The 13,306-nt window shown below is 65.2% G+C and carries 18 protein-coding genes; 6 read left to right on the plus strand and 12 right to left on the minus strand.

The features are described 5' to 3' along the window. Positions 1-98: 98 nt before the first annotated feature. Positions 99-368, minus strand: coding sequence for a lipoprotein (locus Q0030_RS35285; RefSeq protein ID WP_298378076.1), 270 nt, complete (start codon positions 366-368; stop codon positions 99-101). A gap of 92 nt (positions 369-460) precedes the next feature. After that, a complete protein-coding gene (gene argH, locus Q0030_RS35290) occupies positions 461-1,858 on the minus strand; it encodes an argininosuccinate lyase (protein ID WP_298378078.1) in 1,398 nt (465 codons plus the stop codon). A gap of 128 nt (positions 1,859-1,986) precedes the next feature. Between argH and Q0030_RS35295 the strand changes: the two genes are divergently transcribed. Further along, positions 1,987-2,667, plus strand: a complete 681-nt coding sequence (locus Q0030_RS35295) for a TlpA disulfide reductase family protein (protein WP_298378080.1) — start codon at positions 1,987-1,989, stop codon at positions 2,665-2,667. Positions 2,668-2,810: 143 nt separating this feature from the next. Here Q0030_RS35295 and Q0030_RS35300 read toward each other — a convergent pair whose 3' ends face one another. From Q0030_RS35300 to Q0030_RS35310, 3 genes are all read right to left on the minus strand, one after another. Further along, a complete protein-coding gene (locus tag Q0030_RS35300) occupies positions 2,811-2,999 on the minus strand; it encodes a putative motility protein (protein WP_298378082.1) in 189 nt (62 codons plus the stop codon). Positions 3,000-3,067: 68 nt separating this feature from the next. After that, positions 3,068-3,286 carry a helix-turn-helix transcriptional regulator gene (locus tag Q0030_RS35305; protein ID WP_021079458.1) on the minus strand — a complete coding sequence of 73 codons (219 nt, stop codon included), beginning with the start codon at positions 3,284-3,286 and terminating at the stop codon, positions 3,068-3,070. A gap of 10 nt (positions 3,287-3,296) precedes the next feature. Then, positions 3,297-3,872, minus strand: coding sequence for a DUF2975 domain-containing protein (locus tag Q0030_RS35310; RefSeq protein WP_298378084.1), 576 nt, complete (start codon positions 3,870-3,872; stop codon positions 3,297-3,299). A 196-nt stretch (positions 3,873-4,068) separates the two neighbouring features. Here Q0030_RS35310 and Q0030_RS35315 point away from each other — a divergent pair, with 196 nt between their 5' ends. Beyond that, positions 4,069-4,320: a hypothetical protein gene (locus Q0030_RS35315; protein ID WP_298378087.1), complete on the plus strand. Its 252-nt coding sequence runs from the start codon at positions 4,069-4,071 to the stop codon at positions 4,318-4,320. 22 nt (positions 4,321-4,342) lie between these two features. On the opposite strand, the gene Q0030_RS35320 is transcribed toward Q0030_RS35315, so the two are convergent. Then, entirely contained in the window at positions 4,343-5,197 is an 855-nt protein-coding gene (locus tag Q0030_RS35320; RefSeq protein ID WP_298378089.1) for a LysR substrate-binding domain-containing protein, read from the minus strand. 111 nt (positions 5,198-5,308) lie between these two features. Between Q0030_RS35320 and Q0030_RS35325 the strand changes: the two genes are divergently transcribed. The 3 genes from Q0030_RS35325 to Q0030_RS35335 are packed head-to-tail and all read left to right on the plus strand — an operon-like array spanning position 5,309 to position 7,022. Then, on the plus strand, positions 5,309-5,692 hold the full coding sequence (locus Q0030_RS35325; protein ID WP_298378091.1) for a tautomerase family protein: 384 nt from the start codon (positions 5,309-5,311) through the stop codon (positions 5,690-5,692). Continuing rightward, positions 5,689-6,900, plus strand: coding sequence for a pyridoxal phosphate-dependent aminotransferase (locus Q0030_RS35330; RefSeq protein ID WP_298378092.1), 1,212 nt, complete (start codon positions 5,689-5,691; stop codon positions 6,898-6,900). The genes Q0030_RS35325 and Q0030_RS35330 overlap by 4 nt, the downstream gene beginning before the upstream one ends. Then, entirely contained in the window at positions 6,897-7,022 is a 126-nt protein-coding gene (locus tag Q0030_RS35335; protein WP_298378094.1) for a hypothetical protein, read from the plus strand. The genes Q0030_RS35330 and Q0030_RS35335 overlap by 4 nt, the downstream gene beginning before the upstream one ends. 12 nt (positions 7,023-7,034) lie before the next feature. Here the strand turns inward: Q0030_RS35335 and Q0030_RS35340 are convergent, their stop codons facing one another. The 5 genes from Q0030_RS35340 to Q0030_RS35360 all read right to left on the minus strand — a co-directional run bounded on the left by Q0030_RS35340 (position 7,035) and on the right by Q0030_RS35360 (position 10,912). Then, positions 7,035-7,946 carry a 3-hydroxybutyryl-CoA dehydrogenase gene (locus Q0030_RS35340; RefSeq protein WP_298378097.1) on the minus strand — a complete coding sequence of 304 codons (912 nt, stop codon included), beginning with the start codon at positions 7,944-7,946 and terminating at the stop codon, positions 7,035-7,037. Between the two features lie 219 nt (positions 7,947-8,165). Further along, positions 8,166-9,116 carry an FAD-binding protein gene (locus tag Q0030_RS35345; RefSeq protein WP_298378098.1) on the minus strand — a complete coding sequence of 317 codons (951 nt, stop codon included), beginning with the start codon at positions 9,114-9,116 and terminating at the stop codon, positions 8,166-8,168. Continuing rightward, the gene (locus Q0030_RS35350) at positions 9,116-9,865 is read right to left on the minus strand and encodes an electron transfer flavoprotein subunit beta/FixA family protein (protein ID WP_016845285.1); all 750 of its coding nucleotides are present in this window, start codon (positions 9,863-9,865) and stop codon (positions 9,116-9,118) included. The genes Q0030_RS35345 and Q0030_RS35350 overlap by 1 nt, the downstream gene beginning before the upstream one ends. Before the next feature lie 117 nt (positions 9,866-9,982). Beyond that, the gene (locus Q0030_RS35355) at positions 9,983-10,555 is read right to left on the minus strand and encodes a cob(I)yrinic acid a,c-diamide adenosyltransferase (RefSeq protein ID WP_298378103.1); all 573 of its coding nucleotides are present in this window, start codon (positions 10,553-10,555) and stop codon (positions 9,983-9,985) included. A 162-nt stretch (positions 10,556-10,717) separates the two neighbouring features. Beyond that, complete coding sequence (locus tag Q0030_RS35360) at positions 10,718-10,912, minus strand: twin transmembrane helix small protein (protein ID WP_050403431.1); 195 nt, start codon at positions 10,910-10,912, stop codon at positions 10,718-10,720. Between the two features lie 133 nt (positions 10,913-11,045). Between Q0030_RS35360 and Q0030_RS35365 the strand changes: the two genes are divergently transcribed. Continuing rightward, complete coding sequence (locus Q0030_RS35365) at positions 11,046-11,939, plus strand: YihY/virulence factor BrkB family protein (protein WP_298378108.1); 894 nt, start codon at positions 11,046-11,048, stop codon at positions 11,937-11,939. Here Q0030_RS35365 and Q0030_RS35370 read toward each other — a convergent pair. Further along, positions 11,866-13,128, minus strand: a complete 1,263-nt coding sequence (locus Q0030_RS35370) for an ATP-binding protein (protein WP_363323530.1) — start codon at positions 13,126-13,128, stop codon at positions 11,866-11,868. The two genes, Q0030_RS35365 and Q0030_RS35370, sit on opposite strands and share 74 nt — an antisense overlap. Between the last annotated feature and the right edge of the window lie 178 nt (positions 13,129-13,306).

The following is a 13,306-nucleotide window of genomic DNA, read 5'->3' on the forward strand; positions in this document are numbered from 1 at the left end:
ACACGCTTGATTGTTTGAGGATGATCTCCGCGCAAACGCGTTCCGCGTTTGTCGCGAGGGAAAACCGGTTTCCACTTTTCCGGATCATGCTCCAGATATTAGTTGCCGAGCAGCGGATCGAGCACGAAAGACCGTTTATTGCCTTTCGACGCTGCCGGCGCGGCATCCGAGCCATAGGTCGGATTGAACACGCTGGGCTGCGCCGCGCGCTCGCTCTCGGTGTCGCCCGGTGCTGCGGCCGGCGCGGCGTTCGCGGTCGGCGGCAGGTCGAGCGGTCCCTTGCGGCCGCAGCCGCCGAGCGCAAGCGTTGCAGCGCTCAGCACAATGATGGCCCATCCCGAGGGGGTCAGGCGGTTCTTGCTAATCACGACGAATTCCCCAATTCGGGCGGCACCATACAAACATTGGCGTGCTCTGGCGAGAGGCGGAGCGCCATGAAATCACGACCAAATTTTCCTGATCAGCCCAATTTTCGCTCTTTTTCCAGCCGCTTGGCCCAGGCTTTGGCCTGCGCCATCACATTCTTCGGCGCCGTGCCGCCAAACGAGGTGCGGCTCTTGACCGAGGATTCGACGCTGAGCACCTTCAGCGCCTCTGCCGTAATCTTCGGCTCGACCTCCTGCATAGCCTTCAGCGGCAGCTCGTGCAGCGCCACGCCCTGCGCCGAGGCCAGGCCGACGATCCGCCCGGTCACGTGGTGGGCGTCGCGGAACGGCATTTTCAGGGTGCGCACCAGCCAGTCGGCAAGGTCGGTCGCGGTGGCATAGCCCTCGCCGGCCGCGGCCTTCATCTTCGCCTCGTCCGGCACCAGATCCTCGACCATGCCGGTCATGGCGCGGATCGCGAGCGACAGCGCCTCGAACGCCTCCATGGCGCCCTGCTTGTCCTCCTGCATGTCCTTTTGATAGGCGAGCGGCAGGCCCTTCATCACGATCAGCAGCGCGGTGAGCGCGCCGATCACGCGGCCGGTCTTGGCGCGCACGAGTTCCGCCGCGTCCGGGTTGCGCTTCTGCGGCATGATCGACGAGCCGGTCGTGAACTTGTCGCTGAGCTTGACGAGACCGACCAGCGGCGAGGTCCAGATCACGATCTCTTCGGCGAAGCGCGACATGTGCACCGCGCAGATCGCGGCCGCCGACAGCGTTTCCAGCACGAAATCGCGGTCGGACACCGCGTCGAGCGAATTGGCCATCGGCCGGTCGAAGCCGAGCGCCCTGGCGGTAGCAGTGCGGTCGATCGGAAACGAGGTGCCGGCCAGCGCGGCGGCGCCCAGCGGCGATTCGTTCAGCCGCTTGCGCGCGTCGGCAAAGCGGCCACGGTCGCGGCCGGCCATCTCGACATAGGCCAGGAGATGATGGCCGAAGGTCACGGGCTGCGCGGTCTGCAGATGGGTGAAGCCCGGCATGACGGTTCCGGCATGCTCCAGCGCGCGGGTGACCAGCGCCTGCTGGAACGCGGCCAGCGCCGCTTCGGTCTCATCGATGGTGTCGCGGACATAGAGCCGGAAATCGGTCGCGACCTGGTCGTTGCGCGAGCGCGCGGTGTGCAGCCGGCCCGCCGCGGGCCCGATCAATTCGGACAGCCGCGACTCGACATTCATATGGATGTCCTCGAGCGCGCGCTTGAAATCGAAATCGCCCTTGCCGATTTCTGACAAAATCGTGTCTAGACCTTTGCCGATATTTTTCGCATCAGCTGAGGTGATGATGCCCTGCGCAGCGAGCATCGCGGCGTGGGCCTTGGACGCGGCAATGTCCTGGGCGTAAAGGTGACGGTCGACGTCGATGGAGACGTTGATTTCCTCCATGATGGCGTCGGGACGCTCCGAGAACCGGCCGCCCCACATCTTGTTGCTCATGACATCTCGCTCACGAATTTGTATTTCAGGCCCTGCTGTTTCTTTGGCCGTAGCGGCGAAACAGCATGGCGGTTCCGGACGTATTCCCGGCACTGCATAGCCATATCTGACCCAGGATGACAAACGATATGCCCGAGACGACCCCATCCGAACCGACCGCCAAGCCGACGGCCAAATGGCGCATCCCGCTGGTGATCGGCGCCGTGCTGGTCGGGGCCGTGATCGGCTATGTCGGCGTCTCCGGCCTCAGGCATCCCGCCGGCGGCGACATCGCCTGCAACAGCGCGGTGGATCTGGCGAAGAAGATCGCCCCGCTCGCCCATGGCGAGGTCGCGGCGCTGACCATGGCGACCACCCCCTTGAGGCTTCCCGACCTGACCTTCGAGGACGCCAACGGCCAGCCGAAGAAACTCTCGGATTGGCGCGGCAAGACCGTGCTGGTCAATCTGTGGGCGACCTGGTGCGTGCCCTGCCGCAAGGAAATGCCGGCGCTCGACAGCCTGCAGACCAAGCTCGGCGGCAAGGATTTCGAGGTGGTCGCGATCAACATCGACACCCGCGATCCGGACAAGCCGAAGAACTTCCTGAAGGAAGCCAATCTGACCAATCTCGGCTATTTCAGCGACCAGAAAGCCAAGGTCTTTCAGGATCTTAAGAACATAGGCAAGGCGCTGGGCATGCCGACCTCGGTGCTGGTCGACGGCAAGGGCTGCGAAATCGCCAATATCGCCGGTCCCGCCGAATGGGCGAGCGACGATGCGATCAAGCTGGTGAAGGCGGCGCTAGCCCCCGCCGCGGCGGGATTCTAGGAATCTCTGAGCCCTTGGGACCGGTCAGGCGCAATACTCCGTCATTGCGAGGAGCGTAGCGACGAAGCAATCCATGTCTCCGCTTGCGGCGCGATGGATTGCTTCGCTTCGCTCGCAATGACGCGGATCGCAGAGGGATGACGTCAGGCGATGGCGTTGAGGTTGCCGCCGACGCCGGGACCGAGATTGGCGGTCGATGGCGTGCCGAGCAGGGTCTGAACCGCGAACTTTTCCGCATCGAGGTTCTGCTTGGTCACGCGGGTCGCGATCTGACCCTGCAGGTTGCCCTGCTGCATCGACAGGATGCTCGACACCATGCTCATCATGTCCATACGCGGCACTCCCAAACTTGCTCTTGCGTAGCGCGCGAAAGTTAATGCTTGGGTAACGGATGGCCGCGTCAGGCTGACGCATCGTCGTCCTCATGGCGCAGCAGGTCGCCAGGCTGGCATTTCAGATAGGTGCAGATCCGCTCCAGCGTATCGAACCTGACGCCCTTGACCTTGCCCTGCTTGAGCAGCGACAGATTGGCCTCGGTGATCCCGACATATTCGGCGAGCTCCTTCGATTTCACGTTGCGCTCGGCGAGCATCACGTTGAGCCTGACCCGGATCGGCATCGCAACAGCCTCAGACGAATTGCGCGTGTTCGTCGGCGATCGCATTGGCTTCGGCCATCACCCAGGCCGTCACCGCAACCAGACCCGCGAACAGCAGCGCCAGCAGCGTGTCGGAGCCGAGCGCGATGACGACGGACTTGCCCTGCGCGTAGGTCTGCCAGCTCAGCAGAATCGAGAGCAGCGCGCCGATCACCGGCTTCAGCAAGGTCGAGAGCAGCATCGCAATCGCAAGGTCGCGCAGCCCCGCGACGTTTGCCGCCGTGAAGAAGCGCCCTGCCGCGAACGACATGAAAGCGCGGCGCACGCGCGACAAGCCCCAGATCAGACAAGCGAGCGGCAACGCCGAGACCAGGAGACCCATCAGGCGGACGAGCCAGCCGATCGGATGGAACGCGATGCCGGTCAGCCCTGCATCGCGCAGGATCGCCTCATCCGGGCTCGCCAGCCAATAGGCCAGCAATCCGACGGCGAGCACGAACGATATGCCGGTGCACGCAAAGGCGAGCACGCGACTGACCGCGCGGATGCGTTCGAGGCGGGCCGGCTGCGCGGATGGAGAAAGCTCTGACGAGAGGGACGCGGACATGGCTCAACCTCGGGATTGTTGATCTAATATTATTGTTTTACGATAATTAGTATCTGCGAGTCAACATGCCCCAGGAGATGAAGTTATGCTCGTTCGCCCTGCTCACGCCATCTGTGCTGTCCTTCTATTGACGACAACAGCTCACGCGCAGCCCTCGACTTCGCGCGGACAGATCTCGGTCGCGCAGGTCAGGGCCATGCTGGATCAGGCCGCGACCAATCCGACCGCGCGCCAGACGCTGACGGCCTATCTGGCCGGTACCGGCGAAACCGCCGGCTGGCTGCTCGATGCCGCGCGGGGCCTGTCGCCCTGCGCGCGGCGGCTGACGCTCGACGCGCAGCAGGCTCGCGACGCGATCGCAAGCGCCACGGCCGCGACCGAGACACCGGCCACGCCGCTGATCATCCGCGACATGCTCAAGCGCGCGGGATGCCGCCTGACAGAATGAGCAGCGGCCAATGCCTGCGAGGTCAGGCGGCGTTCGCGGCAAACGCCGCGCCGAGGGTGCGCAGCGCCTGCCGGGTCCGCGCGTCCGACAGCTTTGAGTGAAGCATGACGTCGCGCGACGGCAATGGCGGCAGGCCAAGCCGCGGCCCGAGGTCGACGGTGTCGGCCGGCGGCGCCACCCGGCGCGCCAGCGCGGCGACGGCTAGCCCTGCGGATATCGCGGCCCCGATCGTCGAAAGCCCGCCACCGACGAACGCCTCGGTCCAGGCGATGCCGGCAGCGTCGAGCGTTTCAACCGCCATGGCGCGCACGCTGCAAGGCTCGGCTTGCGTCGCAAGGCGCAGCGGCTCACCCGGCCGATGGTGAAAATCCGGCGCGGCCATCCAGCCGAAAGGTTCTTCGAACAGCACGTCGCCGTCGCGGCGCTTGGCATCGTGGCGCAGCACGATCGCGGCATCGAGCCTGCCGTCGTCGAATGCGCCGAGCACCGAACGCGACGTATCGACGTGCAGCTGGATCACCAGGCCCGGATCGGTGGCGTACATCCGCTTCAACAGCGAGGCCAACTCCGATCCGACGATGTGGTGGCTGATGCCGACGACGAGCCGACGGTGTTCGACCGCAAACGACCCGATCGCCGATTGATGCGCGGCCACCAGATTGCGCGCCGCGCCGAGGAAGGCGGCCCCTTCAGCCGACAACCGAACCAGCCGCGGCGTCCGCTCCAGCAGCCGCCGGCCGAGCCCGTCTTCCAGCCGCCTGATCTTCAGGCTGACCGCCGACTGCGTGGTCTCCATGACCTGCGCCGCCCGCGTGAAGCTGCTGAGGTCTGCGACCAGGACGAACGCCTGCACCGCCTCGACGTCGAGCGCTTTCATGATCAGTCATTTAAAAATGAAATCATTGAAATACATTACCATACCGTTTTTCAATGATCAACGAACTCCTAGGATCGGCGCAGTCAACGATTGCCACCAGGAGACAACATCATGCCGCTGACCCGCGTCTCACTGCGGCGGGGCAAGCCCGCCGCCTACCGCAAGGCCATTCTCGAGAGCCTCTATCGCGCCATGCGCGAAACCTTCGATGTACCGGAGGGCGATCGCTTCATGACGATCTCCGAGCACGACGGCGACGATTTCGCCTATGGCGCGGACTATCTCGGCATCAGGCGCGGCGACGATCTGGTCATCATCCAGATCACGGTCAGCAACACCCGCCCGGTGGTGCAGAAGCAGAAGCTCTATCGACGCATCGCCGAACTGCTAACCGAGAGTCCCGGCCTGCGCACTGAAGACATCTTCATCAACCTCGTCGAGGTGCTTCCGGAAAACTGGTCGTTCGGCAACGGTGAGGCGCAGTACGTCCGATGACTGCGACACCGATCCTCGCGCCGCGCATGAGCGGCATCAAGGCTTCGCCCGCATCGGTGCTGCGCCGTCGCGCCCGCGAACTGCGCGCCGCCGGACGCGACATCATCGAATTGTCGTCGGGCAATCTCGACTTCCCGACGCCGGATCATGTGATCGCGGCGGCGCACGACGCGGCATTGCGCGGCGAGACCCGCTACACCGATGTCGACGGCACGCCGGAGCTGAAGCGCGCGGTGCGGGCCGCGCTGCTGCGCGACCATCATCTCGACTATCGGCTGGACGAGATCGTCATCACCAACGGCTCGACGCAGGCGCTGTTCAACGCGCTGCTCGCGACGCTTGCGCCTGAAGACGAGGTGATCATCCCCGCGCCCTATTGGGCGCCCTATCTCGATCAGGTGCGGCTGGCGGGCGCGACGCCGGTTGTCGTGCCGTGCGCGCAGAACAACGGCTTCAAGCTGCGTGCGGAGGATTTGCAGGTGGCGATATCGGCGCGGACGCGCTGGATCGTGATCAACAATCCGGTCAATCCTTCCGGTGCAGTCTATTCCCCGGAGGATCTGGCCGAGCTCGCGGCGGTCCTCTTGCAGCATCCCGACATCTGGGTGCTTGCCGACGGGCTCTACGAGCACATCGTGTTCGATGGCCGACCTGCGCCGACGCTTGCGCAGATCGAGCCGCGCCTGAAGCCGCGGACGCTCACCGTCAGCGGCCTCGCCAAGACCTACGCCATGATGGGCTGGCGCATCGGCTACGCCGCCGGACCATCGGCGCTGATCCGCGCAATGATCACGACCCAGTCGCAGACCACGTCCGGCGCCTCGTCGATCAGCCAGGCCGCCGCGGTGGCCGCGCTCGATGGCGCGCAGGATGTGCTGGCCGAGCGCGCCGCCATCCTTCACGCGAGACGTGACCGCTTTTTCGAACTCGTGAACGGATGCGCCGGGCTCTCCTGCGCGCCGCCCGAAGGCACGTTCTATCTGCTGGTCGGTTGCGCCGGCGTGATCGGCAAGCGCGCTCCCGACGGCAAGCTGATCGCGACCGACCGCGATTTTGCGACCTACCTGCTTGAGCAAGCCGATCTGGTGGTGTTCCCTGGCGAGGATCTCGGGCTATCGCCCTATATCCGCCTCAGCTTCGCCAATCCGTCACCAGTCATCGAGCAAGCCGCAACGCGGCTGAAGCGCGCCTGCGAGGCATTGCAATGACGGCGCACGGGCAGCGTCAGCGCCTCGCGCTGACAGCGCATCTGCTCGGACTTGGAACGGGGATGACTGTTATCGTCGGTCTCGTGCCCGCGACGCTGGCGCTGCTGCGGGCACTGATCTGACGAGAGCGGTGATTACCGTGTCGGGACCGGTTTGTCGCCGCGGTAGTCGTAGAAGCCGCGCTGGGACTTGCGTCCGAGCCAGCCGGCCTCGACGTATTTCACCAGCAGCGGGCACGGCCGGTACTTGGAATCGGCCAGCCCCTCGTGCAGCACCTGCATGATCGACAGGCAGGTGTCGAGGCCGATGAAATCGGCGAGCTCGAGCGGGCCCATCGGATGGTGCGCGCCGAGCTTCATCGCGGCATCGATCGCCTCGACGTTACCGACGCCCTCATACAGGGTGTAGATCGCCTCGTTGATCATCGGCAACAGAATGCGGTTGACGATGAAGGCGGGGAAATCTTCCGACACCGCGACCTGCTTGCCGAGCTTGGCGACGAACGCCTTGGCGGTGTCGAAGGTCGTGTCGTCGGTGGCGATGCCGCGGATCAGCTCAACCAGCTCCATCGCCGGCACCGGATTCATGAAATGAATGCCGATGAATTTCTCCGGGCGGTCGGTCGAGGCCGCGAGCCGTGTGATCGAGATCGACGACGAGTTGGTCGCGACGATCGCTTCCGGCTTCAGCACCGCACAGACGTCGTGGAAGATCTTGCGCTTGGTCTCTTCCTTCTCGACAGCGGTCTCGATGACGAGATCGCAATCGGCCAGCGCATCGAGGGTCTCGGCGGAGGCGATGCGGTCGAGCGCCTGCTTGCGCTCGCTTTCGCCGATCGCCTTCTTGGCGACCTGGCGGGTCAGATTGCCGTTGATGGTCGCCAGCGCCGACTTCAGCCGGTCGGCGGAGACGTCATTGAGCACCACGTCGAAACCGGCCAGCGCCGCCACATGAGCAATGCCATTGCCCATCTGGCCCGAACCGATCACGCCGACCTTTTTGATTGCCACCGTCGTCATCTTGTCATCCACCGGAACGGCGCGCATGTCGCGCCTGCCCAATTCCAACGATACCCGAAGTGAAGCCTTCCGGGTTGCCCAATCCGCCGGAAAACCTTTCCCGGGACCATGATGTGATTACAACGTAATCGCACCCGATCCGTCTTCCCTGCCGGACACGATCCTTCCGGAAAACCGTTTCCGGATCGTTGCCCCAAGAATAACAACACCGGCCGGAGCTTACCCACCCGGCCGGTGTCTTGTCGCTTACTTTCCGAGCTTGCCGAGCGCTTCGGTCAGCTCCGGAACCGCCTGGTAGAGGTCGGCGACCAGGCCGTAATCGGCGACCTGGAAGATCGGTGCGTCCTCATCCTTGTTGATGGCGACGATCACCTTGGAGTCCTTCATGCCGGCCAGATGCTGGATCGCGCCGGAGATGCCGACCGCGACATAGAGTTCCGGGGCCACCACCTTGCCGGTCTGGCCGACCTGCCAGTCGTTCGGCGCATAGCCGGCATCGACCGCGGCGCGCGAGGCGCCGACGCCGGCGCCGAGCTTGTCGGCGAGCGGCTCGATGTACTTGGCGAAGTTCTCGCGGCTCTGCATGGCGCGGCCGCCCGAGACGATGATCTTGGCCGAGGTCAGTTCCGGACGGTCGCTCTTGGCGACTTCCTCGCCGACGAACGTGGACAGGCCCGGATCGGCGGCCGCTGCGGCGTTCTCGATCGCCGCGCTGCCGCCTTCACCGGCTGCGGCGAAGGTCGAGGTGCGCACCGTGATGACCTTCTTGGCGTCCTTCGACTTCACGGTCTGGATCGCGTTGCCGGCATAGATCGGCCGCTCATAAGTGTCGGGCGCGACGACCTTGATGATCTCGGAAACCTGCATGACGTCGAGCAGCGCCGCGACGCGCGGCATCACGTTCTTGAAGCGCGAGGTCGCGGGCGCGACGAAGGCGTCATAGCCAGGGGCCAGCGCGACGATCAGCGCAGCCAGCGGCTCGGCAAGGTCGTGCTCATAGGCGGGGCCTTCGGCCACCAGCACCTTGCTGACGCCGGCAAGTTTGGCGGCTGCTTCCGCCGCCGCCTTGGTGCCCTGGCCGCCGCCGGCAACCAGCACATGGACGTCGCCGCCGAGCTGGCTCGCCGCGGTAAGCGCCTTGTTGGTCGAGTCCTTCAGGGTCTCGTGGTCGTGTTCAGCAATCAACAGCGTCGTCATCAGAGAACCCCGGCTTCGGTCTTGAGCTTGTTCACGAGTTCGGCGACGTCCTTGACCTTGACGCCCGCCTTGCGGCCCGCCGGTTCCGCGGTCTTCAGCACTTCCAGACGCGGCGTCACATCGACGCCGTAGTCAGCGACGCTCTTGTCGTCGATCGGCTTCTTCTTCGCCTTCATGATGTTGGGCAGCGACGCATAGCGCGGCTCGTTGAGGCGGAGGTCAGTGGTGACGATCGCCGGGCCCTTGAGCTTGATGGTCTGCAGGCCGCCGTCGACTTCGCGCGTGACCTTGAAGTCGGAGCCTTCGACCTCGAGCTTGGAGGCGAAGGTCGCCTGCGACCAGCCGAGCAGCGCGGCCAGCATCTGACCGGTCTGGTTGCTGTCGTCGTCGATCGCCTGCTTGCCGAGAATGACGAGGCCGGGCTGCTCCGCCTCGACCACGGCCTTGAGGATCTTGGCAACCGCGAGCGGTTCGACATTGCCTTCGGCCTTCACGAGGATGCCGCGGTCGGCGCCCATCGCGAGCCCGGTGCGAATGGTCTCGGAAGCCTGCGCCGGTCCGATCGACACCACCACCACTTCGGTCGCCTTGCCGGCTTCCTTCAGCCGCAGCGCTTCCTCGACGGCGATTTCGTCGAACGGGTTCATCGACATCTTGACGTTGGCGAGCTCTACGCCCGTCCCGTCACTCTTGACGCGGACCTTGACGTTGTAGTCGACGACCCGCTTTACCGGCACAAGAACCTTCATCGATCCTCTTTCGCTTTGATTTTATGGGTTTCGGTTGGCTGGCGCGGAACCTAAAGGTCCCGTATCCCCCGGTCAACGCGGCAAAACCAAAAAACCGTCCCCCGGTTTTGAACCAGTTTAGCGGTTCTGGCCCGGCACCCACAACACGTCACCGGCCCCATTATTGTTCTGGAAGCGGCTGGCAACGAAAAGGAAATCCGACAGACGGTTCATATACTGGATGCCAGCGGCATTGACCGTCTCGTCCGGCCGGGCGGCGAGTTCCACCATCATCCGTTCCGCGCGGCGACATATCGTGCGGGCGAGATGCAGATATGCAGAAGCCGGCGTCCCGCCGGGCAGCACGAACGAGGTCAGCGGCGCAAGCTGGTCGTTCAGGCTGTCGATGTCGCGCTCGAGCCGCTCGACCTGGCTCGCCAGCATACGCAGGCGCTCAGTCTTGCCCTCGCGCTCGGGCACCGCAAGGTCGGCGCCGAGATCGAACAGATCGTTCTGGATCCGGCCGAGCATCGCATCGACCTCGGGGCTGTCGGCCAGATGCAGCCGCACCACGCCGATCGCGGCATTGGTCTCGTCGACGGTGCCGTAGGCCGCAACCCGCAGATCGTATTTCGGCCGCCGCTCGCCGGAGCCGAGCGCGGTGGTGCCGTCATCGCCGGTGCGCGTATAGATCCGATTGAGAACGACCATGGCTGGCTCCGGTGTTCGAGTCCACCTCTCCCATGGGGAGAGGTCGCGAGCATCTTGCGAGCGGGTGAGGGGTCACAGTCTATCGGTGAGCCTGAACCCCTCACCCGGATCGCTGAGGTGATCCGACCTCTCCCCGTGGGAGAGGTGAAAAGTGTACCTCAGCTACCGCCCCATCGCCCAGACCGCGAGCATCGCGATGACGATGGCGACGAACTGAAACAGCACGCGCAGCCGCATCAGCTTCTGCGATGTGTTCGGCGAGCCGCCCTTCATCATGTTGACGAGGCCAAGCAGGAGCACCAGCGCGACGGCGCCGACGGCGATGGGAAGAATGATCGTGCTGAGGACAGATGTCATCTGCGGTACATAACACCGCAAGACGCGGACTTCCACACAGGCGGCGCATGCAACCAACTGGCTTTTCAGCGCGTAATATCAGATGCTGGGTCCGTCCTCGGACCGAGCGGTTTTCGACAATGCCGGGTGGAACGTGAAGCAGCTTCGTTACGTCTACGACGTCGTGATGGATGCCTTTTACACGTTCCTCGCCGACGACGGCTGGGCGATCGCGAGCCACATCGCGCTGTCGACCCTGATGGCGCTGTTTCCGTTCCTGATCGTGCTGACGTCGGTGGCCGGCTTCTTCGGCTCCAAGGAGCTTGCCGACCAGGCTGTGGGACTGCTGCTGCAGGTCTGGCCGCAGCAGGTCGCCGAGGCCTTGTCCGGCCAGATCCACGACGTGCTGACCAACACCCGCGGCGACATCTTGACCATCGGCGCGGTGCTCGCGGTGTACTTCGCCTCCAACGGCGTCGAGGCGCTGCGGGTGGCGCTGAACCGCGCCTACGCCGTGATCGAGCCGCGGCGCTGGTACTGGCTGCGGCTGGAATCGATCGGCTACACGCTGGTCGCGGCATTCACCTCGCTTGCAATGGCGTTCCTGATCGTGCTCGGCCCGCTGATCATCGAGGCGGCGCGGCGCTATATCCCGTTCTTCGTCGAATCCAATGAGAGCCTGCTCAACACAGCCCGTTACGGCATCACGGTGCTGGCCCTGGTCATCGCGCTCTTCATCCTGCATGCCTGGCTGCCGGCGGGCCGCCGCGGCTTCACGCAGATCCTGCCCGGCATCATCTTCACCGTGGTGGCGTCGCTAATCTCGGGCATCGGCTTCGGCATGTATCTGGCACGCTTCGCCAACAATTACGTCACGATGTATGCGGGGCTCGCCTCGGTGGTGATCGCGCTGGTGTTCCTGTATTTCATCGCCGCGATCTTCGTGTTCGGCGGCGAGTTGAACGCGGCGATCATCAAGTCGCGGCTGCCGCGCGGCGTGTCGCTTCAAGCAGCGCAGTCGCGAGCGCCCGCGGAGAAACAGGCTTGACCAGGAAGGCGTCGGCGCCGGCGGCGCGCGCCGCGGCCTCGTCCTCGGCACGCCCGGAGATCCCGACGATCACGATGCGGCCGTGCGGCGGCGGCAGCGCGCGGATGCGCTTGATGGCCTCGACGCCGCCGATGCCGGGCAGCACCATGTCCATCAGCACAGCGTCGAAGGCGCCCTGGCCGAGCCTCTCAGGCGCGCCCTCGCCCTGACCGATGAATTCGGCGTGGTGACCGAGCTCGGTCAGGATTGTGTTGAGCACGACGCGGCCGAACGGATTGTCCTCGACGCTGAGCAGCCGCAGCCCCTGCGATAGCGGCGCCGCCGCGCCTTCGCGCGTGGGCGCACCGGCCGGTGCTGCGGCTGAAGCCAGCACCACATTGAGCGTGAAGACGGTGCCGCCGCCTGCGCGCTGGGCCACGGCGATGTCGCCGCCCATGGCGCGCGCGAGCTGCTTGACCGAGGACAGGCCGAGCCCGGCGCCGCCGAACCGCGCGGCGATCGAGACATTGGCCTGCGAGAACGGCCGGAACAGGCGCTTGACCTCCGATAGCGTCAGGCCGATGCCGCTGTCGGAGATCGCAAAGGCAACGCCGATCCTGCCGTCCGCCTTTCCCTTAGGCGCTCCCTTGGCCGCGCGCACCGGCGCGACGTGCAGCTCGATGCTACCCTGCTCGGTGAACTTGACGGCGTTGTCGATCAGGTTTTCCAGCGCCGCGCGCAGCCGGACGGGATCACCGACCGCGAACGCCGGCAGCTTCGCGGAGATATCAACCGAGGCCTGCAATCCCTTGGCTGCGGCGCGGCCGGCCAGCGAATCCCCGGCGTGGCGCGCCAGCGTGCGCAGGTCGAAGAAGTCTTGCCGGATCTCGAGCCCCGGCCCCTCGCTCCGGGCAGCGTCGACGAACAGGGTCGCAAGGCTCGCCAGATGCTCCGCGCCGGCCTTGATGGTATCGACCCAGCGCCGCTCGCGCTCGCCGAGATCCGATGTCGCGAGCAGGTTGCTGATCGCCAGGATTCCGGTCAGCGGGGTCCTGACCTCATGGGCAAAGGCGGCAAGCGCGGTCTCGATCAGGCCGGGACCAGCCTTCGGGGTCTTCGGCGCAGCCCGCTTGCGGCGCGGCTTCGCGACCGCCTTGGTGGCGCGCGCCTTGGCAGTGCGCGTTTTCGCGGCGTGCGTCTTCGGCGGCATCCTTTTGGATGGCCGCTTGCTGCGCCGTACGCGCGATTTTGACGCCATGGTCTCCGTAATCCCCGCCCCGGGTAACAACATGGCATGCCAGGCGTGCCGGAGTCACGGCGCCGTTTGCGGCGCGCCGCAGCAGAGCCCCGTGATGGTAACCATGCTGTTTCGCGAGCGCGGCCGGGCT

Origin of the sequence: uncultured Bradyrhizobium sp. (genome assembly GCF_947648125.1) — a bacterium.
GTDB lineage: Bacteria > Pseudomonadota > Alphaproteobacteria > Rhizobiales > Xanthobacteraceae > Bradyrhizobium.

Bases quoted from the DNA above. Each gene is read 5' to 3' on its own strand.
- argH (WP_298378078.1), bottom strand. From the start codon at position 1,858: ATGAGCAACAAGATGTGGGGCGGCCGGTTCTCGGAGCGTCCCGACGCC.
- Q0030_RS35295 (WP_298378080.1), top strand. From the start codon at position 1,987: ATGCCCGAGACGACCCCATCCGAACCGACCGCCAAGCCGACGGCCAAA.
- Q0030_RS35300 (WP_298378082.1), bottom strand. From the start codon at position 2,999: ATGGACATGATGAGCATGGTGTCGAGCATCCTGTCGATGCAGCAGGGC.
- Q0030_RS35305 (WP_021079458.1), bottom strand. From the start codon at position 3,286: ATGCCGATCCGGGTCAGGCTCAACGTGATGCTCGCCGAGCGCAACGTG.
- Q0030_RS35310 (WP_298378084.1), bottom strand. From the start codon at position 3,872: ATGTCCGCGTCCCTCTCGTCAGAGCTTTCTCCATCCGCGCAGCCGGCC.
- Q0030_RS35315 (WP_298378087.1), top strand. From the start codon at position 4,069: ATGCTGGATCAGGCCGCGACCAATCCGACCGCGCGCCAGACGCTGACG.
- Q0030_RS35320 (WP_298378089.1), bottom strand. From the start codon at position 5,197: ATGAAAGCGCTCGACGTCGAGGCGGTGCAGGCGTTCGTCCTGGTCGCA.
- Q0030_RS35325 (WP_298378091.1), top strand. From the start codon at position 5,309: ATGCCGCTGACCCGCGTCTCACTGCGGCGGGGCAAGCCCGCCGCCTAC.
- Q0030_RS35330 (WP_298378092.1), top strand. From the start codon at position 5,689: ATGACTGCGACACCGATCCTCGCGCCGCGCATGAGCGGCATCAAGGCT.
- Q0030_RS35335 (WP_298378094.1), top strand. From the start codon at position 6,897: ATGACGGCGCACGGGCAGCGTCAGCGCCTCGCGCTGACAGCGCATCTG.
- Q0030_RS35340 (WP_298378097.1), bottom strand. From the start codon at position 7,946: ATGCGCGCCGTTCCGGTGGATGACAAGATGACGACGGTGGCAATCAAA.
- Q0030_RS35345 (WP_298378098.1), bottom strand. From the start codon at position 9,116: ATGACGACGCTGTTGATTGCTGAACACGACCACGAGACCCTGAAGGAC.
- Q0030_RS35350 (WP_016845285.1), bottom strand. From the start codon at position 9,865: ATGAAGGTTCTTGTGCCGGTAAAGCGGGTCGTCGACTACAACGTCAAG.
- Q0030_RS35355 (WP_298378103.1), bottom strand. From the start codon at position 10,555: ATGGTCGTTCTCAATCGGATCTATACGCGCACCGGCGATGACGGCACC.
- Q0030_RS35360 (WP_050403431.1), bottom strand. From the start codon at position 10,912: ATGACATCTGTCCTCAGCACGATCATTCTTCCCATCGCCGTCGGCGCC.
- Q0030_RS35370 (WP_363323530.1), bottom strand. From the start codon at position 13,128: ATGCCGCCGAAGACGCACGCCGCGAAAACGCGCACTGCCAAGGCGCGC.